Here is a 26,218-nt window from a genome sequence, read left to right as displayed (position 1 = left end):
TGATGCGTCGACTAGCACATACGCAGGACAAGGAGAAGCGTTCTGTCCCGCCGCTGCCCAAGGAAATCTGGGCGCTTGTTGCGGCGGCGTTTATTATTGCCGTCGGTTTTGGCATCGTGGCGCCGATCATCCCGCAATTCGCCCGCAGCTTTGATGTCTCCCTCGCTGCGGCGAGTGCCGTCGTCTCTGTGTTCGCGGGTTCGCGGCTTCTCTTCGCCCCAGTGTCCGGGCGGGCAATTGATCGCCTGGGCTCCCGCAAGGTCTATCTCACCGGTTTGATCACCGTGGCGATCACCACGGGGCTCGTCGGCGCGGTGAGTGACTATTGGCAGATCGTGGTGCTGCGCGGTATCGGCGGTATTGGCTCGACCATGTTCACGGTCTCGGCCATGGGGTTGATTGTGCGCATGGCGCCACCCGAGGTGCGCGGCAAGGCCTCTTCTATCTACGCCACCGGTTTTCTTGTGGGCAATATCGTGGGGCCCGTGGTGGGCGCCGCCTTGTCCTTTATGGGCATGCGCGCCCCATTTTTCATCTATGGCGCCACCGTGCTGCTGGCCGCCGCAGTGGTGTATGTGATGCTCTCCGCCGAGGCAATAGGCTCCTATGAGAACACGAACACCTTAGCCCCGATGACCTTTTCCGAGGCCTGGCGGGATTCCGCCTATCGGGCAGCGCTGGTCTCCGCCTTCGCCAATGGCTGGTCTAACTTCGGCGTGCGCGTGGCCATCATTCCTCTTTTTTCCGCTGCGATGTTCCACCAAGCTGGTGCCGTTGCTGGTATCGCACTCGCCTTTTTCGCCGGCGGCAATGCGCTTGCCCTGCAATTTTCTGGGCGATTGTCCGATCAATGGGGGCGCAAGCCCCTAGTGATTACGGGATTGGTGATTAATGCGGTGTTTACGGCCAGCATTGGTCTCACCCAAGAGCCGATCACGCTGCTGACCGTCTCCGTTTTCGCCGGCTTCGGGGCGGGCTGTCTCAACCCCGCGCAGCAGGCGGCGCTGGCCGATGTGGTGGGGCGGGAGCGTTCCGGTGGTCGTGTTCTCGCCAATTTCCAAATGGCCCAAGATTTCGGGACGATCACCGGCCCGATTGTGGTGGGTGCTCTGGCGGGCTGGGTCGGCTATGGCTGGGCCTTCGCCTCCTGCGGACTGATTGGATTCACTGCCGCAGTGGTGTGGTTGGGAGCGCGTGAGTCCCTGGAGTCCCGTGATGACGGCGCTGCTGAAAGCCCTTGTCGGAAGGGATAAGCCCGAGACAATTGGCTATGCGTCGCCGCGCAGCGTAACGTGGTGGGGCAATGAGTAACACCGATAACGTCACCGGAGACGTGGACAGTCCGGATCATATCGTTTCGTCGGACTCTCAGGATACTTCGCAAGGTGCGGCAGCACAGTCTGCCGATCAGCACAGCACCAGGGATGCGAACACTTCTGAGGACACCGGCTCACCCACCGGCTTTGAAAGCTTGGACTTACCCTCAGATGTGTTGGAGGCAGTCACCAAGGTTGGCTTTGAAACGCCGTCCCCTATTCAAGAACAAACCATTCCCGTTCTCATGGGAGGCCACGATGTCGTAGGCCTCGCCCAGACGGGTACCGGCAAGACCGCCGCCTTTGCGCTGCCAATTTTGGCGCGCATCAACAAGGACGAGCGTTCTCCGCAGGCACTGGTATTGGCACCGACGCGCGAACTCGCGCTGCAGGTCGCTGACTCCTTCCAGTCCTTCGCCGATCACCTCGGCGGCATCAACGTGCTGCCGATTTATGGTGGACAGTCCTATGGCATTCAGTTGTCGGGTCTGCGCCGCGGTGCTCACATCGTCGTGGGTACCCCAGGTCGTGTGATCGACCACCTGCAGAAGGGCTCGCTGGATATTTCCGGCCTGCGCTATCTCGTCCTCGATGAGGCCGATGAGATGCTGCAAATGGGCTTCCAAGAGGATGTCGAGCGCATCCTCGCCGACACCCCTGCAGACAAGCAGGTGGCACTGTTTTCGGCCACGATGCCGAACGGCATTCGCAAGATTTCCCAGCAGTATCTCAATCAGCCGCAGGAAATCACCGTCCGTTCGACCAGCCGCACCAACACCAATATCAACCAGCGCTATCTGATGGTGGCGCACCGCAACAAGCTCGATGCTCTGACCCGTATCCTCGAGGTCACCGAGTTTGAAGCGATGATCATGTTCGTGCGCACCAAGTTCGAGACTGAGGAGCTCGCAGAAAAGCTGCGTGCTCGCGGCTTCTCCGCGCAGGCCATCAACGGCGATATTCCGCAGGCCCAGCGCGAGCGCACTGTGGACCAGCTCAAGGATGGTCGCCTCGATATTCTCGTGGCCACCGACGTGGCTGCCCGCGGTTTGGATGTGGAACGTATCAGCCATGTGCTGAACTACGACATCCCGCACGACACCGAGTCCTATGTGCACCGCATTGGCCGTACCGGCCGTGCCGGTCGCTCCGGCGAGGCTATTCTCTTCGTCACCCCGCGTGAGCGCCGCATGCTGCGTTCTATCGAGCGCGCCACTAACGCGCCGTTGAACGAGATGGATCTGCCGACCGTTGATGAGGTGAATGAATCCCGCAAGGAGAAGTTCGCCGATTCCATCACCGAGGCGCTGGAGGACTCTCAGGTCACCATCTTCCGTTCCTTGGTGCAGACATACTCTGATGAGCACGATATTCCGATGGTGGATATCGCGGCGGCATTGGCAACGCAGGCTCAGGCCAGCGATGAATTCTTGATGAAGGAGCCGCCGCGCGATAAGCGTAAGGACCGCTCCGATCGTCGCGAGCGCGACTTCGATCGTGGTGGCCGTGACCGCGGCGACCGCGGTGGGCGTTTCGAGCGTTCTAATCAGAACATGAGCATCTATCGCCTCGCCGTGGGCAAGCGGCAGCATGTGCGTCCCGGTTCCATCGTGGGCGCGCTGGCAAACGAAGGCGGGCTGAACTCCAAGGACTTCGGCCGGATCGTGATCAATGTGGATCACACCCTGGTCGAGCTGCCCAAGGACCTGCCCCGCGATGTGTTCGACCGGCTGGAAGATACCCGCATTTCGGGCCAGCTGATCAATATCGAGTCTGCCCCCGATGCTTCCCTGGAGCGCGGCTATGGTGACCGTGGTGGTCGTGGCGGCGGCCGTGGCTTCGGTGGCCGTGGTGGTCGCGATGGCGGTCGACGCTTCGATCGTGGTGACCGTGGCGATCGTGGTGGCCGTGATGGCGGCCGCGGTGGCCGTGGCTTCGACCGTCGCGATAGGGGAGACCGCGGTGATCGCCGTGGCAGCTTCCGTCGCCGGGACGACCGCTACTAAGCTCCCCGAGCTCTCAGCACAATAACCCCACACCACCTCGCTGGATTATCCGGCGAGGTGGTGTTTTCTCTTGTAGCGACTGCATGGGGCACTCGTACACGTCGCCCGCGACGCCGCTAAAACAGCGGGCGGCACGGAGACATAAGAAAACCTCGCTGCCACGGAGGCAGCGAGGAGGCAGTGATAAAGCGTGCCGCTACATCGTCATCATCAAAGCGAAGATGATGATCCACAGCAGCGAGAAGATGCCGCCGAACATCGACAGCTGGGACTTTGCCTTGTCCCAATCCTGCACGGTGGCATTCTCCGGCATATCGTCGGCGTCGAGAATGCCCAATTCGGCAGCCATGGCCTTCTGGCGGGGCAGAATCAAGAAGTACAACACGGCCCACGCGATGACGGACAGCAGAATGGACGTGTGCAGCAGCCCTTCCTTGAGCCATGCATCGAGGTTGGAGAACATCACGCCGAAGCCCAGCAGCGGCACCAGCAGCGAGAGCAAGCCGTAGGTGTTGCTGATCCGGTAGAGCAGCGCGGCGGAACCCTTGGCCTTATCGTTGCCGTTATGTGCATGGGCTGCTTGCACATGGAAGGTCGATACAGCCACGGTGACCGGGCCCAAGAAGAGCACGGCGGAGAGCACGTGGAGTGCCAGCATCACAGTAGAAATGGTGAGTCCTCTTTCACTAAGGGGTGAACTATTACTGGGTGGTAGAAACATCACGCCGAGGCCTCCCGCGCTGGCCACGCTGTGGGTGCCCAACCGGATAACTCAGCGCAAACTGCGATTTTAGTGAAAGTCCTAGAACTTCGCTAACCCAGCAACTGCGCTTCATGCGCGTAATATCCGGCTGGGATAGTGCCAGCTGATACCGCGCCGCCACAGCGGCGAGACGTTGGGAATACCAGCAGCGATGCCGGTGGTAGGGAGGCATCCATGCCGCGGGCAGGGCGTCGCTTTTGTCTTGATTGGCGGCGGCGCTCACAGCCACCACGTTGAGTGGATCATTGGCAAAATCCTCCGCCTTGGCACGCGGCCAGATGGCCGCCCCCATATCCCACGCGGCGGCGAGCGGAAATACGTGATCGATCTGGAGCTCCTCGACGGCAGCGTCAATCCGCTCGCCGGTATAAAGATCCTGAATCACCCCGCGGGGCCCGTTGTGACACGGCGCCTGCACTCCCGCGGCACGCAGCGCGCGATCGCGCGTGGTACAGCCCGCGCCCAAGCCGGGGTGGTCCCGCCAGCCCGGCCCGAAGAATTCTCGCCGGTATCCAGGGTGGCGGGTACGCGCCTTGACGACGCTCACCGTGGGCAGCGTGCTGTGTAATCCAGGCAGCTGCGGCTCGGTGGGCGGATGCGCGGGCACGCGTGCGGCGAGGCCGATAAGAAGCCAGAGAAGCGTCGATAAGCATAAAAGGATAAACCAGCCGCGGCGGGAAGAAAGATCCATACCTCTCAATGACGAAAGGGAACCTCGATGAGGTTCCCTTTGCGTGTGATCGAGAGGATTTAGCCCTTGGTCTCGAGCTGCTCGGCGGCAGTCTCAATATCCATCTTGGGCTGCTCCTCGGCGATGCTGGCGAGCTTCGATGCGCTATCGAACTCATCCAGCACCTGCTGGCTGGGTCCCTTGGACATGACCGAGAACACGGCCATCACGACAGTGGCGAGGAAGAAGCCGGGCACCATCTCGTAGAGGGTGTCGCTCAGCGGCGACATGCCCCAGGCGAAGGAGACGACCGCGCCGGTGATCATGCCGGCAATCGCTCCGCCGGCGGTGAGTCGACGCCAGTAGAGGGAAGCGAGGATGATCGGGCCGAAGGCGGAACCGAAGCCCGCCCATGCGAAGCCCACCAGACCCAGAATCGAGTCGGAGGGGTTGATGGCCAGCACGGCGGCGATCACGGCCACGGCCACCACGGCGGTGCGCGAGAGGTTCACCAGGATATTGTCCGGCAGCTTTCGCTTGTAGACGATCTTGGTCAGATCCTCGATCAGTGCGGAGGAGGTGACCAGCAGCTGGGAGGACAGGGTGGACATGATGGCCGCCAGCACGGCGGTCAGCAGCAGACCGGCGAGCAGCGGGTGGAAGAGAATCCGGCCCATGTCGAGGAAGATCGTTTCGAAGGCCTCGCGGTCGGTGACCAGAATGGAGGGATCCTGGCCGAAGAAGGCGGTGCCCACCAAGGCGGCGAAGGTAGCGCCGATGATGCACAGCAGCATCCAGCCCACACCAATCCAGCGACCGGCCTTAGCCTCATAGGGCGCGCGCAGCGCCATGAAGCGGACGATCACGTGCGGCTGGCCGAAGTAGCCCAAGCCCCAGGCGAGGTTACCGATGATCGCGGTAATCGAGACGCCAGAGATCATATTGAAGTAGGAGGAATTGCCGGCGTCATAGGGGCCATAGGGCTGTTCGACAGCCCAGGTGAAGATGCTGGACGGCTCGTCCAAGGACAGCAGTGCCATGATCGGCACCACGATCAGCGCGAGGAACATGATGGTGCCCTGCACGGCATCGGTATAGGACACAGCAAGGAAGCCACCAATGAAGGTATAGGCCACCGTCACGGCTGCCACGATGAGCATGCCGTCCAAGTAGCTGCCACCGAAGGTGGACTCGAAGTACTTGCCGCCGGCGACCATGCCGGAGGACACATAGAAGGTGAAGAAGAGGATGATCACCACGGCGGAGACAATCCGGAGTACGCGGGACTTATCCTGTACGCGGTTTTCCAAGAAGCTCGGAACCGTAATCGAGTTATTCGCGATCTCCGAATAGGAGCGCAGGCGCGGCGCCACCCAGGTCCAGTTCGCCCAGCAGCCGATCAGCAGGCCGATGGCGATCCACAGCTCCGAGAAGCCCGTGAGGAATAGCGCGCCCGGCAAACCCATGAGCAGCCAGCCGGACATATCCGAGGCGCCCGCCGAGAGGGCGGCAACAAAAGGATTCAGGCCGCGACCAGCGAGCACATAATCGTCGTATTCGTCTGTTTGCTTATAACTCCAATAACCAATCGCGAGCATCGCCAACATGTAGATGATGATCGCGAGAATAAACCAAGTATTTTCGCTCAAGTCGTGCACTCCATTCTCATTTTTCTCCGATGCTACGCAGCTTGTCGTGCCTGTGCGCAGGCACCAGCACAGGGCCGGGGCGTCTCCCACGACGCTTCTCAAGGCGATACTCGCCTGCGCACAGCCCAATCTCAGCGCGCCTCTCACACCCCATGGCGGAGACCGGCGCGCTCACTCAGACCGTTGTCTTCGAACATCGGGGTAGCTGCCACGTACACCACGTGGCCGTTGTGCGTTGGCCGATAGTACAGAGGTTGTGCTCTCATGTCTTATTCAGGTTGCTCGCTAGGCTCTTATGAGGGGGACAGGCCCTGTCCAGCCTGAGCGGCTGCGGGTAGCGCCATAGACGTGCGCAGTAGCGTCGGACCGTGTCAGCTGGGCGCAGCCGCACGCGGCGCGGAGAAGGACTAGAATCGATCGCTTAGGGCTGAGAAGCTGACCCAGCAACGACACGATCCGCGGTCGCGGATCAACCACAGCCGCCGTCGTGGTGAGCACAGCAAAAAGACGAGGACTAAGGAAAGGAGGGTGGACGGACGTGACGCATCTCGTGCACGGTTTCTGGCATCGCGAAAGCGGATTGATTCTGTGGGTCGAGCAGGTGGAGGGGCACAAAATCCTCATCCCCGAACAGCTTCCCGCCGACGCGTTTAGCCCGGAGCTTCTCGCGCTCATTCACCCCCTCAACTTCGGCCATCGTTTCACTGCGCACTTGAGCACGCCCAAAGGGCGGCGCGTGCGGCTGCCCATCCCCGTCGCCCGTTGCTATCCCGAGAAGGCCGTGGAGATCATTGAGGAATTGATCTCCCTGCTCGATGGGGAGCAGGGAGATAGCGTCGTCACGCAAGTAGCGCCCGATCTGCTGTGGATTATTCAGTTCTATCGGGGGCTGAAGCAGTTCGTGCGCGCTGGGCGGGTGGTGCTGCGGGTGCGCTGGGCAGATGATCATTGGTGGCCGCAATGGCAGCTCTTGCCCTCCGGGCGGGAGCGGGTGTGGATGGGGCGTATGCACTTAGCGATTCCGCAGGTGCTCACCGCCAATGGCAGCGCCGCCGTGGCCGATGACATGGCCGAGGAGCTGCCGCACTGGATTGCCTCCTATATTTTGCGGGACTTCATTGACGAGCCCCGCTCCCGCGAGCTGCATACCTTCTCGCGCACCTTGCTTAACTCGGAATCGCTGCGTCGCGGCGGACCGACGCTCGCGAGCAAACTCAATGAGTGGAAGGATTCCATCACTAGCTCGCGGGTAGAGCTCATGGTGATCGTGGAAGACGCCCCCACCCATTCCGATCTCCCAGACTCCGACGCCGAGGAGCTGCTCTTTCCGGTGCGGATTCAGGTGCGCTTCGGGGTGGATACACCTCTGCCGGTGCAGGCCGAGCTTATCGACGCCGCCTTCGCGAATAGGCTGCGCGATGATCACAATCGACTCCTCGAGGTGGCGAGCACCCTCGGCAGCCCCGAGGTGGAGCAGCAACAGCAGGATGATCCGTGGGGCGAGGAGCCCGGAACACGCGGGGATTGGGATCGTTTCCTCACCCTGGAGCAGCTGGGGGAGTTTCTGGATAAGGATGTGCCGAAGCTCCGCAGCGCCGGCTATACGGTGATGCTGCCGCGCTCCTGGGGAGAGCATGAGCTCACGGCCAAGCTGCATACCTCCAAGGTGCAGAACTTCACTAGTGCCTCCACCTATGGCATGGATCAGCTGCTCAGCTATGACTGGACGCTCTCGCTCGGCGGGGTGGAGCTGGAGCCGGAGGAAGCGCAGCGTCTGATCGAATCCACCTCCGGGTTGATTGAGCTGCGTGGCTCGTGGGTGATGGCGGATAGCCGCAGCCTGGACGGGGTGCGCGCCTATGTGGAGATGGTGAAAAGCCATAGCGTGAGCGCGAAGGACTCCGCGGCACAGCAGGACGATCCCCGCGCCGATGAGCTCGATCTGGCGGAGGAGAATTATCTTTCGGCCGCGGCGCTGCGCGAGATGGCGCTGAAGAGCGCTGGTCAGCGCTATATCGAGTTTCGTGGCAGCGACTGGTTTAGTTCGCTGATGAGCGCGGACGCCGATCCCGTTCCCACGCCGGTGCGCCTTGCAATTCCCGATAGCGTGCATGCCACATTGCGGGAATATCAGCGCCGCGGCGTGGATTGGCTGTATTGGATGGCGCGCCACGAGCTGGGCGCGGTGCTTGCCGATGACATGGGTTTGGGCAAAACTCTGCAGCTTCTCACCCTGCTGGCGATAGAGAAGCACGAGGGACTCAGGGAGGCGCCCACCATGGTGGTGGCGCCGACCTCGGTGCTGTCGAATTGGCACCGGGAGGCCCAGAAATTCACCCCAGATCTCTCCGTCATGGTCTATCACGGCTCGGAGCGGCCGAAAGGTCAAGAATTTGTGCACCAGGCAAAACAGTGCGATCTGGTGATCACTAGCTATGGGGTGCTCTCGCGCGATGTCGAATTATTCTGTGAGCTGCACTGGCAGCATCTCGTGCTGGATGAAGCACAGCAGATCAAAAACTCCTCCACCCGCATGGCGCGTGCGGCAAAGGTGATTCCCAGCGCGCATCGCATCGCCTTGACGGGTACCCCGATCGAAAACCGCTTGGCGGAGATCCATTCGCTGATGGATTTTTGTAACTACGGGATGTTGGGCAGCGCCTCCTTCTTCCGCAATCACTTTGCCCGCGCTATCGAGGTCTACGATGATCCGGAGATGAAAGACGCGCTGCGTCGGCTCACCGCCCCCTTCATCCTGCGGCGGCTAAAGACCGACCCGGCGGTGATCGACGATCTTCCCGATAAAACTGAGAACGTCTTGCACGTGCTGCTGAGCAAAGAGCAGGCGGCTTTGTATAAGTCCTATGTGGATCGCATTAAAAAGGAGGTGGAGGACACCGCGTCGATGAAGCGCCGCGGCATGATCCTCGCCGCCATGACCCGCATTAAACAGATCTGCAATCATCCCGCGCACTTCCTCGGCGATGGCTCCTCCATCACCTACCAGGGCATACACCGCTCCGGTAAGGTCGGCAGGCTCGTGGAGCTTATCGACGCCGCCCTCGACAATGGGGAAAAGATGCTGGTGTTCACCCAGTATCGTGCTTTTGGCGATATTCTCGTGCCCTACTTGAGCGAGCACGTTGGGCGCGAGGTGCCCTTCCTGCACGGCGGGGTGTCGCAGAAGGGGCGCGACCGGATGGTCACCGAGTTCCAATCGGAGGAGGGCCCGCCGATTATGGTGCTGAGCCTCAAAGCCGGCGGAACCGGGCTGAACCTGACTGCGGCCAATATTGTGGTGCACATGGACCGCTGGTGGAATCCGGCGGTAGAAAACCAGGCCACGGACCGCGCCTACCGGATCGGCCAGCGCAAGGATGTGACGGTGTACAAGATGGTGTGTGAGGGCACCATGGAAGAAGCCATCCAGGATGTTATCGAGGGCAAGATCCAACTGGCCAGCGATATTGTTGGTGAAGGCGAAGGCTGGATCAGCGAGCTGAGCCAAGAGGATCTGGAGACCCTATTGACCTACCGCGGAACCATCGAGGAGGACGAGGACTAATATGCCCCGCTATACCTCACGCGATAACGTCATTTATGCGAATTTTGGCGCGAAACGGCACGATCCTCAGCAGCGTGCTGCCGCCGCCGAGAAGCAGCCCGAGGACCGCGAGTGGCTGTCTACAGTTTCCCGATTCATCGTCGATTCTGTCGAGCGGGACACCGATCCAGGCCGCAAGCAGCGCGGCCGCGACTATGCCCGCGAGGATCGGGTGGCGCTGCTCAGCTATAGCGAGAATCTGATCAGCGCACAGGTGCGTGGCTCCCGGCCGGAGCCCTTCGAGGTACAGCTGCGCTTCGCTCCCATTGCGCGCCGCGACCAGCGCGAGCTGTGGGACTATCTTGTCTCCCTGCCGGATTATCTGCCGGCATTCTTAAGGGGCGAGCTGGATCGTCGTGCGCAGCGCCTGCTCGGCTTTTCCGATCCGCGCAGCATCACCGGCACGTGTGAGTGCCCAGATCCCAACCCAGTGTGTAAGCACATCGTGGCCGTGGCCCATGCCGCCGCTGCGGAGATATCCCGCCGCAGCTCGCGCATCTTCGATCTGCGCGGCTGGGATCCACAGGAGATCGAGGCGGCGGTGAAGCGGCGGGTTAAGGAGAACGCCGCGGCGAACGCTCCAGCGGAGCGGGGGAAGGACACCGCTCGCAGCGGCACTCCCGACGAGCCTGCTGCCGCGGCGGCGTCCAGCCGCTCGTCCACGCAGAAACGCCAGCAGCAGGTGGATGCCACGGCGTTCTGGCAGGGAGGTGAGCTTCCTTCCTTGCCGGATCCGCAGGTGGAGCCTGCCCTCGACGACTCCGATCTCAGCCTCTTGCACATCGCGATGCGCTCGGTGTCCTATACCTCGATTGATGAGCTGCGGGCCATCACAGATATCGAGGATATGTACTATTTCCTCACCCACAACGAGGGTTCTTCGAGCCCAGATTCCCCTTAAAGCGGCGACAGTAGAACATCTGGGCGACAGTGCAGCGTGCAGTGTCCGGTAGTTTTGCTAACAATGAATGCATGACACGAACACGATTTATTCACACCTCGGACTGGCAGATCGGAATGAAGCGGGGTTTTCTTCCCGCTGAGGCGCATAGTCGCTTCGATGCCGATCGTCTCGCGGCCATTAAAAAGCTCGGTGATCTTGCCACCGAGCAGGACTGCGAGTTCATCGTCGTCGCCGGCGATGTATTCGACGCCAATAGTCTCAATGCCACAACAACCGGCCGCACCATGGAAGTGCTGCGCAACTTAGCTGTACCGGTGTATCTCTTGCCGGGCAATCATGATCCCTTAGTGGCCAATAATATTTTCCGGTTTACAGACGCCATCGACAATGTCCATGTGATCCGCGATAGCGCGCCCATAGAGATTCGCCCAGGCGTTGAGCTCGTTGGCGCCCCCTATCTCAGCAAGCGTGTCTCCACCGATATCGTGGCCGAGGCCCTGGAGGATCTCGAGCAGGCAGAAGAGGGGAGCGTGCGCATTGCCGTGGGGCACGGCCAGGTGGAGTCGCGCAGCAATGATGATGATAGCGTCCCGATCGACCTTGGCACCGTTGAGCGTGCCCTGGATCGCCGGGTGATTGATTATCTGGCCTTGGGCGATACCCACTCCACCGCCTCGCTTGGCTCCACGGGGCGCGTGTGGTTCTCAGGCAGCCCGGAAGTCACCGATTATCATGATTTCTCCACCGCCGGCGGCGGCGAGAAGGACTCCGGCAATGCTCTCGTTGTAGACATCGAGGCCACCGGTTCCACCTCGCAGGTCACGGTCGAGTCGCACCACATCGGCACCTGGACGTGGCATGCGCTCGAGTACGAGATCGCCAGCCACGAGGATGCGGAAGCCTTCATTAGCGCCCTGCGGGAGTATCCCGATAAGGCCACCACGGTGGTGAAATATGCCCTGGTGGGCACGGCCACCCTCGATACGATGCGCTACCTCGAAGAGCAGCTGGCAGAACTAGAGAGTATCTTTGCCGCGCTCTATCGACGCGAGCGCACCTATAACCTCCTGCTGGCCCCGTCCGAGGAGGAGCTCGAGAATCTCGGGCTCGGTGGATATGTGGGGGCGGCGATGAGCGAACTCATCGAAGAGGCGGACACAGACAACACGGCGAGCGACGCGGTGGGGCTGCTGCACCGGCTGATCGTTTCTGAGCGGAAGTAGGGCAGTACCATGCAGATTCATTCCATCACTATTGACAATATTCGCTCCATCGAGCACCTCGAGCTACGGGACATTCCGGCCAGCGGTGTGTGCATGATCAGTGGCCCCAATGAGGTGGGCAAGTCCACCATTGTGGAGGCTATTGACCTCGTGCTCTCCGAAAAGTCCACCGCGCAAAAGAAGTGGATTAAAAGCATGCGCCGGGTGGGCAGCACCGAGCCTATGCAGGTCAGCCTCGAAGCCACGATCGGTGATCAGCACTTCACCATCAGCAAGCAGTTCCTCAATAAGCCGAACGCTCGGCTTGTCATTCACTCCCCGAATCCGCGGACCTACACCGACGATCAGGCCAATGATGAGCTCATGCAGATCATCGATGAACACCTCGATAGCAATCTGCATAAGTTGCTCTTCGTCAAACAGGGCGCATTGGACCACACTCTCGGGGAGGTGGGCTTTAACCAGCTGGAGAAGCCTCTGCAGCTCGCCGATGCTGGGGATGGTGCCGGTATCGCGCAGGGTTCACAGTCCGAATTGATGGCGAAGGTGCGCGATGAGGTCTCGCGCTACTACACCAAAACAGGCAAGCCCTCCAAGGAACTCAAGCAGGCCCAGCAGGAGGTAGAAGACGCCACGAAGCGTCACGCCGAAGCCCGCGCGGCGATCACCGACTTGAGCGCCCAGCTAGAAAACTATGAGGCCGCTGAGGCTGAGCTGGCTCGGCTGAAGCCGCAGATCCCAGAGCTGAAACAGCAGCTGGAGGCGTCGCAACGCGAGGTGGTGCGAGCGGAAAAGCGGGAATCCGAGCGGGAACGCCTGCAGACGAAAAAGGATGTCGAGGAGCAAAAGAAGCAGCGCATCGAGGAGCGAAAGAAGCAGCGGGCCCGCGCTGCCGAGGAGCTGGCTGCCAGCGCGCAGCGCGTGACAGAGTGCGAGCGGACGCAACAAGAGCTCGAACTACAGGCCAAGGAGCATGCGGAAAAGATCGAGGGGCTCCGCAGCGCACTCGATGCCGCGGTGGAAGCCGAGCAGAGCACCCGCGCCGAATATCGGGTGTGGGAGCAGCACCAGCATGCCGTGCGCGAGCGAATCCGCCACCAGAAGGACACGGAATTTCTGGCGCAGTACGACGAGTACACCGCCGAGATTTCCCAGCAGAAGAAGAAACTGCCGGAGGATGTGCCCAGCAGCAGCGACATCGCCCGGGCGGAAGAGATCGCGGAGAAGATTGTCTACGCCCAGGCCACGGTGGCGGCGGCGAGTTCGACATTGACGCTATCCTCCGCCGCGGGTGCCGAGATTGCGGTTAATGGTGAGACCCACACACTCAGCGATACGGCCACGGTGGTGCAGGTCAGCGAACGCACGACGCTGCGCATCGGCGAGGTCGATGCGGTGATCGAACCGGCGGCCAATGTGGCTGCCGAAAAGGATGCTCTGGACCAGCTCATCCGCGAGCGCGATCAGCTGTGCACCGAGTTCGAGGTGGACTCTGTGCAGCAGCTCAAGCAGATCGCCACGACCGCCGAATCCATCACCGCGGATATTGCGCGCCTGAAGAAGGCGCGGACACGGCACGCAGGGAAGCGGGACGTGGATGATATCCGAGACGCCGTTGAGAAATTCCAGGCCGCGGAACTCCCAGAGGGCATGAGCGCCGACGAGGCAGGGGAGAAGGCGCTTGAGGAGCGCCTCAACGAGCTGCGCACGGCCGTGGAACAGGCCGATGCCGCCACCGCGAAGGCGCGGACGAACCTAGAGGAGGCGCGGACCTCGAGGATCGACCAAGACGTGGCTGTGGCCCGGGAGAAACTCAAGGATGCCATCGATGAGCAGAAGCGTCGCGCGCAGGCCCTCGAGGCCGCGGAGCAGGAGCACAGTGATGAGGCCGAGGAAGAGCAACTGCGCAGCCTCGATGCTCAGCTCGCCACGCTCACTGCGGCGCTGCAGGCCCTGGAGGAAGACGATAGTGTTCTCAGCCTCGAGCAGGCGCGCCGCGCCGCGGAACAGGATGAGACCCTGCTGAAGAACACCGAGGGGCACCTCGAGGAGGCCTATCGGCGCCAGTCGGAGATTAAGGGCAGTATCAACGCCTTTGAGGGCGCTGCGGAGAAGGAGAAGATCGCCAAGGCCGAGCTCGAGCGCGTGGAGAGCATTCTCGCGCGTACCCAGCACCGGGCCGATGTGGCCAAACTGCTGCTGGATACCCTCGAGCGGCACTACCGCGATGTCACGCAGCGCTATGCCAAGCCGATCCGCGAGGAGCTTGAGCGTTTGGCCGCGCAGCTGCATGAGGGTGAGGTCTCCTATGAGTTTGACGAGACCGGTCTTGTCGGGCGAGTGATTCGCGAAGAGCAGCTGAGCGTGGATGAGCTCTCTGGTGGCGCCTCTGAGCAACTGGGGTTGATGCTGCGGCTCGCTATTGCGAACCTGGCGGCGAACAACGCGGAGTCGGACGGCGTCGATACCGTGATGCCGGTGATTATGGATGATGCCCTCGGCAATTCCGATGTGCTGCGGCTCAAGCGCTTGTCGGGGTTGATCGAGCGCGAGGCAGCCACTAAGCAGATCTTCATCATGACCTGCGATCCCCAGCGTTTCGCCGCCATCGGCAAGCGCAAAGAATACCGCGTCGAGGAGTTGAAGCGCGCTGCTCACTAAACGCCGCTGAGCACGCGCGGAATGTGACAGCAGGATCCGACGCGCGCCAGCAGCCGAGCACGCGAGCGAGGAGTATCTCTTTCTCGCGTGCTCCGAGTCGCATCCCACGGCGCTGAGCCAGTTTGTTCCAGCTAAGCAAAGATGACGTGACTGCTGTGACACGCTAGTCTTAGAAGAACTCAGTGACATGAGCACCGGAGGTGTTCTGCGCGTCACGAGCTATTCCCTCATCTCCCGCTACAGCGTGAGGCGCCGCTTATGCGGCTGCCGCCACTCACACTCTGCAGCGGGCCACTGCGGCCGCATCAAGGCTGGCTACAGCCGCGGCCGACCGCACCAGACCGGTAGCGCACAGATCTCGCGCGCGGAAAAGTTAAGGAAGATAAGGGATAGTGATTCAGCACGAGCCACGCTGGCTAAATGACAATCAGCAAGCACTCTGGCGCCTCATGCTCGATGCGATACGCAAACTCGAGCGCGATATAGAGGACACTCTGCAAGCTGAAGCCGAGCTGACCTCGCCCGAATTCGCCGTGCTGGTCGTGCTGTCCGAGTCAGAGGACGAGCAAGCTCGGATCCGCGAAATCTGCGCCCACCTGAATTGGGATCGCAGCCGCGCCTCGCACCAGCTCTCCCGCATGCAACGCCGCGGGCTGATCGAAAAAACCAAATGCGTCGGCGATGGCCGCGGTGTTGTCGTGATCATGACCGAGGAGGGCAAGCGGCGCCTCAAGCAGGCAGTGCCCATGCACGTGGAGTCCGTCAACCGGCTGATCTTCGACCACATGAGCAATGATCAAGCCCACCACCTCGACGTGTTCTTCAGGAACGTCCTCCAAGCCCGGCCCACTCCCTAAACCAGCCATGAGCATCGCCCACGGGCGAGTGGCTCGGCGCAGCTCCTGTGCGAAGGCCGCCGGTGGGAGCGGCCGCAGGGCAAAAGGGAGGGGCCGCAGCATATCGCTGCGGCCCCTCCCTTCTTCTGTGCCCCCGACACGATTCGAACGTGCGACCTTTGGTACCGGAAACCAATGCTCTATCCCCTGAGCTACGGGGGCAAAAATATGCGTAGTAGCAGTTACCCGCTGCTATGCACCGTACGTATGTTAGCACTATCCCTGCCGTGCGATAAAACCTGGGTCGGAGGTGCTACTACGCAGCAGAGTGGGGCCCAGCGGGTGGCGCGTGGAGGCGGCTGCCGGGCCCCAGGGCGGTGCGTCTAGTCCACCAGCACCACGATCAGGGTGCGGGGGCCGTGCACACCTTCGACACGGCTGAGCTCGATGTCGGAGGTGGCCGAGGGCCCGGAGATCATCGTGATCGGGCGATGGCGGTCGAGGCGGCTGATCATGGCGGGAACGCCGTAGACCACGGTGTCCATGCGCACGATGCAGATGTGACAGTCCGGAACCAGGGTGAGGGCGCGCCGGCCGTTGGTCTCATTGGATTCCAGGCAGATCGTGCCGGTCTGGGCGGAGGAGGTGTGGGAGTCGGTGACCACCACATCCACCGAGTCGAGCAGGCGGGGATCGCTTGTCACATCGTCCGGGGTGGCGCTGCCGGAGAAGCCCTCAAAGAGGCTGGCGTCCAGACCTGGCGCATAGCGCACGTCCTTGGCTTCGCGCTCTTCGAGCAGGCGCACGATGGTGGCGCCGAGCTCTGCTTCGGTGCTCTGCTCCACGATGGCCTTGTAGTCCAGCAGGCGATCGATGAGCACTTCTTTGATTTCCTCGCGCGGATAATCGTGCTCGGTGATGTAGTTGCGCACCACATCGTAGCCGCCGGTCTGCACATTAGAGAGCTTCTGGGCGTTGCGGATGCGGTTGAGGATCTCCTTTTTGGCCTCGTCGTTACGCGTAGACATGGCTACTTCTCCTCTTCGTCGGTGCCGGCATGAGCGGCGGCGGGCAGCCCCTCGCGCTTGGCGTCCTTGAGCAACTGTTGGGCCTCCTCGGACTTGAACCAGTCGCGGAAGGAGGTCTTGGCGGGCACGGCGGTGTCGCGCACATCGGTCCAGCCGGCGAGGAAGCTCGGCATGTGGGTGATCTTCTTATTGAAGCCGCCCAGGACCCGCCCCAGAGAGGCCGACTTGGTGGCGAGGCTCCAAATCTTGGCGTTGCCGAACACCAGACCCATGGCGCCGAAGATGGCGCCTTCGATCTTTGGCTTATCGGTTTCGATCTTCTGGTGGCGCAGCTCCAGCAGCGCGGCCGGAATGTCGATCTTGACGGGGCATACCTCGAAGCAATAGCCGCACAGAGAGGAGGCGTAGGGCAGCGAGGCATTCGGGTCATTGTGGTCGATGATGCCGGTCAGCTGCGGGGAGAGGATCGCGCCGATGGGGCCCGGGTAGGTGGAGCCATAGGCGTGGCCGCCGGCGCGCTCATACACCGGGCAGACGTTGAGGCAGGCCGAGCAGCGGATGCACTTCAGCGCCTCGCGGCCAATCTCGTTCGACAGCGCGTGGGTACGGCCATTGTCCAGCAGCACGATGTGGTAGTTCTTCGGGCCGTCATTTTCGGTCACGCCCGTCCACAGCGAGGTGTAGGGGTTCATGCGCTCACCGGTGGAGGAGCGCGGCAGCAGCTGCAGGAATACCTCGAAGTCCTGGAAGGTGGGCAGCAGCTTTTCAATACCCATCACCGAGATGAGCGTCTCGGGCAGGGTAAGGCACATGCGGCCATTGCCCTCAGATTCGACGATGCTCACGGTTCCGGTCTCGGCCACACCGAAGTTGGCGCCGGAGATGGCCACCTTGGCTTCCATGAACTGCTTGCGCAGGAACACGCGGGAGGCCTCGGCGAGCTCCGGCGGGTTAGCCGGCAAAGAGTCGTCGGTGTGGGGCATCTCGCGAACGAAGATATCGCGGATCTCGGCGCGGTTGCGGTGAATGGCGGGCACCAGAATGTGCGAGGGGAAGTCGTGTCCCAGCTGCACAATGAGCTCGGCGAGGTCGGTCTCGCGGGCGGTGATACCGGCATCGCGCAGCTGATCGTTGAGCCCGATTTCCTGGGTGGCCATGGACTTGATCTTGACCACGTGGGTTTCGCCGGTTTCCTTGATCAGATCGGTCACGATCTGGCCTGCTTCGACGCCATCGCGGGCCCAGTGCACGTGGCCGCCGTGGGCGGTGACGGCTGCCTCGAATTGCTCGAGCAGCTCCGGCATGCGGGAGGCAACATCGCGCTTGATACCGGAACCGGCCTCGCGCAGATCCTGCCAGTCGGGAAGTTCCTCCACGACCTGGGCGCGCTTATTGCGGATGGTGTGGGTGGCGTTATAGAGGTTGCGGCGCTGGGTGGCGTTGTAGAGGCCATCGTGGGCGCCTTTTTGGAAGCTGCGCGAGCCGCGCAGGTAGCCGACACCTTCGGGCGCTGTCGGAGGAACGGTGGGGTTTCCGAGGAAGGTGGTCACAGCATGAACTCCTTGGTATAAGCGGCGGAATCCGGGGTCCACGGGTGCTCCTTGGTGGAGGCGAGAATCTCGGCGATGTGCACGCTGCGGATACCGCTGTGCTGGCGCGAGAGGGTGCCGGAGATGTTCATCAGGCAGGAGTAGTCCGCGGAGGTGACGTATTCGGCGAGGGTGGACTTGATATTGCGGGTCTTGTCATTGACCATCGCGGCCGAGGTTTCGGCGTTTTTCACGCAGAAGGTGCCACCGAAGCCACAGCACTCCTCGGAGGAGGGCAGCTCCACCAAGTCGATGGCCTCCACGGCGCGCAGGAGCCGGTAGGGGCGATCGCCCAGCTGGAGCAGGCGACGGGAGTGGCAGGAGCTGTGATAGGTCACGCGGTGCGGGAAGAATGCGCCCACGTTTTCGAGCTGCTCCACATCGGTGAGGAACTCGCAGAGCTCATAGGTTTTCTTGGCGGTGCCTGCAGCCCCATCGCGCAGCGCCGCGGAGCCATAGCGATCTGCGATCCGCTCGTGTTCATGACGCACCGCAGCCGCGCAGGAACCGGAGGGGCTGACGATGCAGTCGATAGAGGGATCGGAGAAGGCGTCCACATAATTTTCAATCTGTGGCACGGCTTCGCGCTGGTAGCCAGTGTTAATGTGCATCTGGCCGCAGCAGGTTTGTTTATCGGGGACCACAACATCGTGGCCGAGGCGGGACAAAATCAGGGCGGTCGCCTTAGCGATGTCCGGCCCGAGAATGTCACCGATACAGGTGGTAAAGATCGCGACTCGCACGGACGCTCCTTTAACTAATGTTGGCTAACTATTGTTGGCGCACAATGGCGATTACATCGAGTGGCATGAGGTCGAGCTCGCGGCGGGGCTACCGCTCTGGACTGCTTGACGTGCCAAAGTCAAGAGGCCGACGCGGTGAGGGGGTAGTTGCACGTCGCGAACGAACGGCGGCGGCGTCAGCTTTCACCGACACATCCTACGTTCGGATATGTCTAATCTACCCGAAATCTGCTCAGAATGTGAACCGATCGCGCTTCTAAAAAAGCCGGTCCACCTGCATATATTTAAGAAACACTCGTGTTTCCTAATTGGAGCTGTGATGGCCGGCTGACCCCAAGGTGGGGGAGAGGGGGATGGAGAAAACCCCCGTTGCCGAGTACAGGGCAACGGGGGTAAGAAGCTGAGCGTTACCTAACTTCCATGCGGTGCTGCGGCTTATCGACGCCTTCTCCTGGCCCCGCCACCAGCACGGCGGGCACCGGTGCCGAGGAGGGTGGATGCGGCAGCGGGACGACGTCGATAAGCGCCGCAGTGGTTTTAGGGAACCACGGGTGCCATGAAGGAGAGCACGTTGGTCTGCAGGTAGACGATGGTGCACACAGCGATGAGCATGCCGAAGGACCACAGAACCACGGACTTGAAAATGTCGGACTCGCGACCTTCCATCTTCACGGCGGTGGCGGCAATCGCCAGCGACTGCGGGGAGATCATCTTGCCCACCACGCCGCCGGAGGTATTGGCCGCAAGCATGAGATCCGGGTTGAGTCCAGCGTGCTGTGCGGCGGTGACCTGCATCTTGCCGAAGAGGGCGTTGGCGGAGGTATCGGAGCCGGTCACAGCGGTGCCCACCCAGCCCAAGGTGGGGGCGAGGAAGGCGTAGGCGCCGCCCAGCGAGGCGACGAACTCGCCGATGGCAATGGTCTGGCCGGAGTAGTTCATCACATAGGCCAGCCCCAGCACGAGCACGATGGTCAGGGCGGACCAGCGCATGCGATAGGCGGTGTCGGTGAAGGCCTGCAGCACCTGGCCGGCCTTGAGTGGGTAGGTGCCATTCTCGTCGAAGATGGCGTAGATCACGGCCACGATCAGACCGGAGATCAGCATCAGGCTGCCGGGGTTGGCGATGATCGCGAAGGTGTAGGTGGACTTGATCGGATCGCCTTGGGCATTAACCAAGCGATCGGCCAGTACCGGCCACTCCACGCTGATGGCGATGGACTTCAGTGCCTCGGGGATGGTGGAACCCAAGTTAGCGATACCGAAGACGAAGGTGACCACACCATAGGGCAGCAGTGCCATGCCGACGCGGCGGGCCGGCAGCTCCTCGGCCACTGCGGCCGGGGGAAGGTCCATGCGCTCGCGCAGCTCCTCGATGCCGCGCGGGGTCCAGAATTGCAGGAAGACGAAGGCCACGCCGAGGGAGACGATGCAGGCGACCACGTCGGTGAGCTGGTAGGCAAAGAAGTTCGAGGTGGCCCACTGGGCGATAGCGAAGGCGCCGCCGATAACGAAGGCGGGGATCCATGCTTCGCGCACACCACGCATGCCGTCGAGGATGAAGAGCAAGATGACGGGCACGAACACGGCGATCAGCGGGGCCTGGTGGCCGACGATGGCGGCGATATTGGCGGTTTGCTCCGCCGTGCGGCCGGCTACATCGCCGGCGGTGGTGATCGGAATAGCCACGGCGCCGAAGGCCACCGGCGCGGTATTGGCCAGCAGGACGGCGGTGGCGGCACGCAGCGGCTTCACGCCGAGGGCGAGGATCATGGTGGCGGTAATGGCCACGGGGGCACCGAAGCCGGCGAGGGCCTCGAGCAGGCCGCCGAAGCAGAAGGCGATGAGGATGGCTTGGATGCGCACATCGCCATCGCCGAGCTTGTCAAAGGTGCGGCGCAGGTCTTCAAAACGGCCCGAGGCCACCGTGATCTGGTAGAACCAGATGGCCATCACGATCACCCAGACGATGGGCAGAAGGCCGAAGATGCCGCCGCGGAGGGCGGACATCAGGGCGAGTTCGGTGGGCATGCTGAAGCCGAAGACGGCTACCAGGATCGCAGCTAGGGTGGCGGCCGCCGCGGAGACGTGTGCTCGGGCCTTGAAGCCGAGAAGCAACACGAAAAAGGTGACCAGGGGGATGGTTGCTACTAAAGCAGAGAGGCCAAGACTGCCTCCCACGGCATCAGTGACCACGGTAAATGTATTGTTCACCGCAACTCCTTAAGTGTGGTGGACCTGTGTGTGTCTGCTGTATCGCTTCAGAACATGCCTCTCTGCTGCTGGCCCGTGCCGCCGAGGGGTGGTGCGGCGCGTGTTCGGATGTGGGCCAGTAGTGCACTCGCAGTGTGAAGTTCTGCACACCGATACTGGTTCTATGAGACATCCACAGGTGGGATGTGATGTTCACAACCATTCTTACGTAGGATGTCGTGAATCCAAAAATAAGCTGAGGTGCTCTGTGTCTCATTTCAGGATTTTTTAAGGTTACGCTGGAGGTTCGTGAAGAAATTGGTGGAGCAAATGGGGGTATGCGATACACTGATCCGCTATGACACCTGCCGATCTTGCTGCATTAATTCGACGCACCGCGGAATCCGTATTTGCCGAGCACGACCTCGATTCTTCTGTCCTTCCTGAGACAGTGACCGTCGAGCGTCCGCGCAATCCGGAGCACGGTGACTACGCCACGAACCTCGCCCTCCAGGTGGCCAAGCGTGCGGGGGCCAATCCTCGGGAGCTCGCTCAGTGGCTGGCCGAGGCTCTGGCACAGCACGAGGGCATTTCCGAGGCTGAGATCGCCGGGCCGGGCTTTCTTAATATCCGCCTCAACGCCGCCGCCCAGGGCGCGATCATCGCCGAGATCCTCGCCGCAGGTGAGCGTTATGGCCACGCCGATACCCTCGCGGGGGAGCGCGTGAATCTCGAGTTCGTCTCGGCCAATCCCACCGGCCCCATTCACTTGGGTGGAACCCGCTGGGCCGCCGTGGGCGATTCTTTGGGGCGTGTGCTCGAGGCCAGCGGCGCCCAGGTGACCCGCGAGTACTACTTCAATGACCACGGTCGCCAGATCGATCGATTCACCAACTCCTTGATCGCCGCGGCTAAGAATGAGCCCGCCCCCGAGGACGGCTATGCCGGCGACTACATCACCGAGATCGCGACCGAGGTGCTGCGCCGCGTGCCGGATGCCCTCGAGCTGCCCGAGGCGGAGATGAAAGAAACCTTCCGCGCTCATGGTGTGGAGATGATGTTCGCCCACATCAAGTCCTCGCTGGCGGAGTTCGGCACCACCTTCGATGTCTACTTCCACGAGAACTCCCTCTTCGAATCCGGGGCCGTCGATGCGGCGGTGCAGACGCTGAAGGATAATGGCAGCCTGTACCAAGCCGATGGCGCGTGGTGGCTGAAGTCCACCGACTACGGCGACGATAAGGACCGGGTGGTCATCAAATCCGATGGCGATGCCGCCTATATCGCCGGTGATATTGCCTATGTGGCCGACAAGATTGATCGCGGCCATGACCTGTGCATCTACATGCTCGGCGCTGATCACCACGGGTACATTTCCCGGCTCCGGGCCGCCGCTGCCGCTTTGGGCTATCGCCCCGAACAGGTGGAAGTGCTCATCGGGCAGCTGGTGAACTTGGTGCGCGATGGCAAGCCCGTGCGCATGTCCAAGCGCGCCGGCACCGTGATCACCCTCGATGATCTGGTAGAGGCCGTGGGCGTAGATGCCGCCCGCTATGCGATGATTCGCTCCTCGGTAGATCAGAGCCTCGACATCGATCTCGCGTTGTGGGCCTCCCGCTCCTCGGATAACCCGGTGTTCTATGTGCAGTATGGCCACGCGCGCCTGTGCTCGATTGCGCGCAAGGCCGCCGAGCTGGGTGTGAGCCTGCAGGGCGCCGATATCGATTACTCGGTGCTCGATAGCGAGCGCGAGGGTGATCTCATCCGCACCTTGGGCGAGTTCCCCGCTGCGATCGCCTCGGCCGCTGACCTGCGCGAACCGCACCGAATCGCCCGTTATGCCGAGCAGCTGGCCGGCACCTTCCACCGTTTCTATGACACCTGCCAGATCCTGCCCAAGGCCGGCGAGGAGACCACCGAGCTGCACATCGCGCGCCTAGCCTTGGCCGCCGCCAGCCGCCAGGTGTTGAGCAATGCGCTCGGTTTGTGCGGGGTCACCGCGCCGGAGCGCATGTAGCGTAGGGTAATCTCGTTCACCACGAACTCCCGACCGCAGGTGGCCGCGATCGCTTATCGACGCCACCTCGCTGCCTCCCACCGTGCGGTGGGATGTCGGCGTGGTGGTGGGGTGGGCGTGTATGCCGCTGATCAAACTACTTAAGTAAAAGAGCCCCCTTGATGAACGACTTCAACAGCATTCCCTCCCACGTGTGGCCGCGTAATGCCATGCGCCAAGACGACGGCGTGGTCACCATTGCTGGTGTGCCGCTTCCCGAGATCGCGGAAACCTATGGCACCCCGTGTTATGTCATCGATGAGGACGATTTCCGGAGCCGCTGCCGCGATATGGCCGAGGCTTTCGGCGGCGGCCATAACGTGCACTACGCATCGAAGGCGCTACTTACCGCCACCGTGGCGCGCTGGGTCGATGAGGAGGGGCTATGCATGGACGTGGCCTCCCTCGGAGAGCTGCAGATCGCGCTCGCAGCCGGATTCCCCGCGGCGCGGATCACCGCCCACGGCAATAACAAGTCCGTGGCCTTCCTGCGCGCCATTATTCGCGAGAAGGTGGGCTCCGTGGTGCTGGATAACGCCGACGAGCTGGAACTACTCGATGAGCTCAGCGCCGCCTCCGGCCACGTCCAGGATGTATTGGTGCGCGTGAAGCCCGGCGTGGAGGCCCACACTCACGAGTTCATCGCCACCGCGCACGAGGATCAGAAATTCGGTTTCTCCCTCGCCTCTGGCTCCGCCATGGAGGCGGCCCGTGCGGCCGTGCGCGCCGAAAACCTGCGCCTTATCGGCCTGCATTGCCATGTCGGCTCCCAGGTATTCGACGCCGATGGCTTCTCCGTGGCGGCCGAGCGCGTGCTGGGGCTGTTCAAGCAACTACATGATGAGCTGCCCGCTGCGGACACCGCAGAGCTGCGCGTGCTGGATCTCGGCGGCGGCTATGGCATCGCCTATACCGAAGAGGAAGAGCCGCTCAATGTGCGCGAGGTGGCCGCCGACCTGATCGGTCGGGTGGCCGAGTGTGCCGACGAGCTGGGAATCCCTGCGCCCTCGGTGAAGGTGGAGCCGGGTCGCGCTATCGCGGGACCGTCGACCGTCACCCTCTATGAGGTGGGCTCGGTCAAGGACGTGCACGTGGACGCGGACACCACCCGCCGCTATGTGGCCGTCGATGGCGGGATGAGCGATAATATCCGCCCCGCCCTCTATGGCGCCGCCTATGATGGCCGCCTAGTCGATCGCTTTGCCGAGGGGGAGAACATCAGCACCCGCATTGTGGGCGCGCACTGCGAGTCGGGCGACATTCTGATCAATGAGGCCTCCTACCCGAATGACCTGCGGCGCGGTGATCTCTTCGCCATCGCCGCCACCGGCGCGTACTGCTATGTGATGTCCAGCCGCTATAACGCCTTTTTGCGCCCGCCGATCGTGAGCGTGCGCGGCGGCGAAGCCAAGCTCATGGTGCGCCGTGAGACCGTGGAGGACATCCTGGCGCTGGAAAATACCACCGGCGCCTAGCCCGTAGCGTCCCACCCAGCGGCCTTGAGGCCTGGGACACACCCACGGCGATCGCGGCGGCGGAGGTTTATACTTGCCTCACGCTGCGCCCGCCTAGCGCGGATGCTGTAGCTACCCGCCCAACACCGACCACAGACAGAAATAATTCTTAAGGGGAATATCGATCCATGTCTGAGAACGCACCCGTAACCTTCAAGCCTGGGAAGGGCGCTGGCTCACCGGTTGGCGTCGCGATTCTGGGGCACGGCACCGTCGGAAGCGAAGTGCTGCGCATTATGCAGCAGGACGCCGATGCTCTCGAGCACCGCATCGGCGGCCCGCTGGAGCTGAAGGGCGTGGCCGTCTCTGATATTGAGAAGCACGCCGACGCCGTCTCCCGGGATCTGCTCACCACCGACGCTATGTCTCTGATCAACCGAGACGATGTGGACATTGTGGTGGAGGTTATCGGTGGCATCGACTACCCCCGCAAGCTGGTTCTGGCCGCGCTGCGTGCCGGCAAGTCCGTGGTGACCGCCAATAAGGCGCTCGTCGCCGCCCACTCGGCCGAGCTCGCCGAGGCCGCCGATGCCGCTGGCGTGGACCTGTACTTCGAGGCCGCTGTGGCCGCCGCTATCCCCGTGGTTGGCCCGCTGCGTCGCTCGCTCGCCGGCGACCAGGTGGAGCTGGTGATGGGCATCGTCAACGGCACCACCAACTTCATCCTCGATGGCATGGACTCCACGGGGGCGAACTACGACGACATGCTCGCCGAAGCCACCCGCTTGGGCTATGCCGAGGCCGATCCCACGGCTGATGTTGAGGGCCACGACGCCGCCTCCAAGGCCGCCATCCTGGCCTCCCTGGCTTTCCACACCCGCGTCACCGCGGATGATGTGTACTGCGAGGGCATTAGCGATATCTCCGCCGACGATATCGCGGCCGCCAAGGATGCCGGCTACATCATCAAGCTGCTGGCCGTGTGTGAGCGATTCACCAACGATAAGGGCGTGGAGGAGATCGCCGCCCGCGTGCACCCCACGTTGATCCCGCGTTCGCACCCGCTGGCCAGCGTGAACAAGTCTTTCAACGCCATTTTCGTCGAAGCAGAGGCCGCTGGTCGTCTCATGTTCTACGGCAATGGTGCCGGCGGTGCGCCCACCGCCTCCGCGGTGCTGGGTGATCTCGTGGGCGCCTCTCGAAACAAGGTGCACGGCGGTCGCGCCCCGGGCGAGTCCACCTACGCCAATCTGCCCATCGCCAGTTTCGGCGATGTGCGTACCCGCTATCACGTGGATATGGAAGTCCAGGATCGGGAGGGCGTGCTCGCCGAGATCGCTACCAAGTTCGCCGAGAGCAAGATCTCGATCCGCACCGTGCGCCAGGAGGAATTCGAGGACCATGCACGTCTGATCGTGGTCACCCATTCCGCTACCGAGGCGGATCTGGCCGCCACCGTGGATGCCATCAAGCAACTCGACGCTGTGCGTACCATCCGCAGCGTGATCCGTTTGGAAGGACGCTAA

The 26,218-nt window shown here is 62.2% G+C and carries 17 protein-coding genes and 1 tRNA gene; 10 read left to right on the top strand and 8 right to left on the bottom strand.

Features of this window, described 5'->3' with window-relative positions:
• Nucleotides 1-2 precede the first annotated feature (2 nt).
• Both KRX12_RS00835 and KRX12_RS00830 read left to right on the top strand, forming a co-directional pair.
• On the top strand, nucleotides 3-1,253 hold the full coding sequence (locus tag KRX12_RS00835; protein WP_218365415.1) for an MFS transporter: 1,251 nt from the start codon (nucleotides 3-5) through the stop codon (nucleotides 1,251-1,253).
• Nucleotides 1,254-1,303: 50 nt separating this feature from the next.
• Entirely contained in the window at nucleotides 1,304-3,322 is a 2,019-nt protein-coding gene (locus tag KRX12_RS00830; RefSeq protein WP_218363809.1) for a DEAD/DEAH box helicase, read from the top strand.
• A 196-nt stretch (nucleotides 3,323-3,518) separates the two neighbouring features.
• On the opposite strand, the gene KRX12_RS00825 is transcribed toward KRX12_RS00830, so the two are convergent.
• From KRX12_RS00825 to putP, 3 genes are read right to left on the bottom strand one after another with little or no spacing between them, the layout of a single operon-like run.
• The gene (locus KRX12_RS00825; RefSeq protein WP_218364337.1) at nucleotides 3,519-3,992 is read right to left on the bottom strand and encodes a DUF2269 domain-containing protein; all 474 of its coding nucleotides are present in this window, start codon (nucleotides 3,990-3,992) and stop codon (nucleotides 3,519-3,521) included.
• A gap of 31 nt (nucleotides 3,993-4,023) precedes the next feature.
• The gene (locus tag KRX12_RS00820) at nucleotides 4,024-4,776 is read right to left on the bottom strand and encodes an HNH endonuclease family protein (protein WP_218365414.1); all 753 of its coding nucleotides are present in this window, start codon (nucleotides 4,774-4,776) and stop codon (nucleotides 4,024-4,026) included.
• A 59-nt stretch (nucleotides 4,777-4,835) separates the two neighbouring features.
• Nucleotides 4,836-6,404: a sodium/proline symporter PutP gene (gene putP, locus KRX12_RS00815; protein WP_218365413.1), complete on the bottom strand. Its 1,569-nt coding sequence runs from the start codon at nucleotides 6,402-6,404 to the stop codon at nucleotides 4,836-4,838.
• A 538-nt stretch (nucleotides 6,405-6,942) separates the two neighbouring features.
• Here putP and KRX12_RS00810 point away from each other — a divergent pair.
• The 5 genes from KRX12_RS00810 (at nucleotide 6,943) to KRX12_RS00790 (ending at nucleotide 15,653) form a co-directional block, all read left to right on the top strand.
• Nucleotides 6,943-9,969 carry a DEAD/DEAH box helicase gene (locus KRX12_RS00810; RefSeq protein WP_218365412.1) on the top strand — a complete coding sequence of 1,009 codons (3,027 nt, stop codon included), beginning with the start codon at nucleotides 6,943-6,945 and terminating at the stop codon, nucleotides 9,967-9,969.
• Nucleotide 9,970: 1 nt separating this feature from the next.
• Nucleotides 9,971-10,909: a hypothetical protein gene (locus KRX12_RS00805; protein WP_218365411.1), complete on the top strand. Its 939-nt coding sequence runs from the start codon at nucleotides 9,971-9,973 to the stop codon at nucleotides 10,907-10,909.
• 71 nt (nucleotides 10,910-10,980) lie between these two features.
• Nucleotides 10,981-12,135 carry a DNA repair exonuclease gene (locus KRX12_RS00800; protein WP_218365410.1) on the top strand — a complete coding sequence of 385 codons (1,155 nt, stop codon included), beginning with the start codon at nucleotides 10,981-10,983 and terminating at the stop codon, nucleotides 12,133-12,135.
• Between the two features lie 9 nt (nucleotides 12,136-12,144).
• Nucleotides 12,145-14,796 (top strand): AAA family ATPase, encoded by a 2,652-nt coding sequence (locus tag KRX12_RS00795; protein WP_218365409.1) that lies wholly within the window; start codon nucleotides 12,145-12,147, stop codon nucleotides 14,794-14,796.
• Nucleotides 14,797-15,245: 449 nt separating this feature from the next.
• Nucleotides 15,246-15,653 (top strand): MarR family winged helix-turn-helix transcriptional regulator, encoded by a 408-nt coding sequence (locus KRX12_RS00790; RefSeq protein ID WP_255549091.1) that lies wholly within the window; start codon nucleotides 15,246-15,248, stop codon nucleotides 15,651-15,653.
• 128 nt (nucleotides 15,654-15,781) lie between these two features.
• Here KRX12_RS00790 and KRX12_RS00785 read toward each other — a convergent pair.
• The 5 genes from KRX12_RS00785 to KRX12_RS00765 all read right to left on the bottom strand — a co-directional run bounded on the left by KRX12_RS00785 (nucleotide 15,782) and on the right by KRX12_RS00765 (nucleotide 21,203).
• A tRNA-Arg gene (locus tag KRX12_RS00785) sits at nucleotides 15,782-15,854 on the bottom strand.
• Between the two features lie 161 nt (nucleotides 15,855-16,015).
• The gene (locus KRX12_RS00780) at nucleotides 16,016-16,660 is read right to left on the bottom strand and encodes an LUD domain-containing protein (RefSeq protein WP_218365408.1); all 645 of its coding nucleotides are present in this window, start codon (nucleotides 16,658-16,660) and stop codon (nucleotides 16,016-16,018) included.
• Between the two features lie 2 nt (nucleotides 16,661-16,662).
• Nucleotides 16,663-18,210 carry a lactate utilization protein B gene (locus tag KRX12_RS00775; RefSeq protein WP_218365407.1) on the bottom strand — a complete coding sequence of 516 codons (1,548 nt, stop codon included), beginning with the start codon at nucleotides 18,208-18,210 and terminating at the stop codon, nucleotides 16,663-16,665.
• Nucleotides 18,207-18,992, bottom strand: a complete 786-nt coding sequence (locus KRX12_RS00770) for a (Fe-S)-binding protein (RefSeq protein ID WP_218365406.1) — start codon at nucleotides 18,990-18,992, stop codon at nucleotides 18,207-18,209. Before KRX12_RS00770 ends, KRX12_RS00775 begins: the two co-directional genes overlap by 4 nt.
• A gap of 537 nt (nucleotides 18,993-19,529) precedes the next feature.
• Nucleotides 19,530-21,203 carry an L-lactate permease gene (locus tag KRX12_RS00765; RefSeq protein WP_218363797.1) on the bottom strand — a complete coding sequence of 558 codons (1,674 nt, stop codon included), beginning with the start codon at nucleotides 21,201-21,203 and terminating at the stop codon, nucleotides 19,530-19,532.
• A 337-nt stretch (nucleotides 21,204-21,540) separates the two neighbouring features.
• Between KRX12_RS00765 and argS the strand changes: the two genes are divergently transcribed.
• The 3 genes from argS (at nucleotide 21,541) to KRX12_RS00750 (ending at nucleotide 26,218) form a co-directional block, all read left to right on the top strand.
• Entirely contained in the window at nucleotides 21,541-23,199 is a 1,659-nt protein-coding gene (gene argS / locus KRX12_RS00760; RefSeq protein WP_218365405.1) for an arginine--tRNA ligase, read from the top strand.
• A 161-nt stretch (nucleotides 23,200-23,360) separates the two neighbouring features.
• Entirely contained in the window at nucleotides 23,361-24,713 is a 1,353-nt protein-coding gene (gene lysA / locus KRX12_RS00755) for a diaminopimelate decarboxylase (protein ID WP_218365404.1), read from the top strand.
• A gap of 167 nt (nucleotides 24,714-24,880) precedes the next feature.
• Nucleotides 24,881-26,218: a homoserine dehydrogenase gene (locus KRX12_RS00750; protein ID WP_151529940.1), complete on the top strand. Its 1,338-nt coding sequence runs from the start codon at nucleotides 24,881-24,883 to the stop codon at nucleotides 26,216-26,218.

Origin of the sequence: Corynebacterium sp. TAE3-ERU2 (assembly GCF_019209955.1) — a bacterium.
Classification (GTDB): domain Bacteria; phylum Actinomycetota; class Actinomycetes; order Mycobacteriales; family Mycobacteriaceae; genus Corynebacterium; species Corynebacterium megadyptis.
Note: the sequence above shows the minus strand (reverse complement) of the source record. Positions and strands in the feature narration are given on the sequence as shown.

Coding starts and splice junctions, on each gene's coding strand:
- KRX12_RS00835 (WP_218365415.1), top strand. CDS start 3: ATGCGTCGACTAGCACATACGCAGGACAAGGAGAAGCGTTCTGTCCCG.
- KRX12_RS00830 (WP_218363809.1), top strand. CDS start 1,304: ATGAGTAACACCGATAACGTCACCGGAGACGTGGACAGTCCGGATCAT.
- KRX12_RS00820 (WP_218365414.1), bottom strand. CDS start 4,776: ATGGATCTTTCTTCCCGCCGCGGCTGGTTTATCCTTTTATGCTTATCG.
- KRX12_RS00805 (WP_218365411.1), top strand. CDS start 9,971: ATGCCCCGCTATACCTCACGCGATAACGTCATTTATGCGAATTTTGGC.
- KRX12_RS00800 (WP_218365410.1), top strand. CDS start 10,981: ATGACACGAACACGATTTATTCACACCTCGGACTGGCAGATCGGAATG.
- KRX12_RS00795 (WP_218365409.1), top strand. CDS start 12,145: ATGCAGATTCATTCCATCACTATTGACAATATTCGCTCCATCGAGCAC.
- KRX12_RS00790 (WP_255549091.1), top strand. CDS start 15,246: ATGCTCGATGCGATACGCAAACTCGAGCGCGATATAGAGGACACTCTG.
- KRX12_RS00780 (WP_218365408.1), bottom strand. CDS start 16,660: ATGTCTACGCGTAACGACGAGGCCAAAAAGGAGATCCTCAACCGCATC.
- argS (WP_218365405.1), top strand. CDS start 21,541: ATGACACCTGCCGATCTTGCTGCATTAATTCGACGCACCGCGGAATCC.
- lysA (WP_218365404.1), top strand. CDS start 23,361: ATGAACGACTTCAACAGCATTCCCTCCCACGTGTGGCCGCGTAATGCC.
- KRX12_RS00750 (WP_151529940.1), top strand. CDS start 24,881: ATGTCTGAGAACGCACCCGTAACCTTCAAGCCTGGGAAGGGCGCTGGC.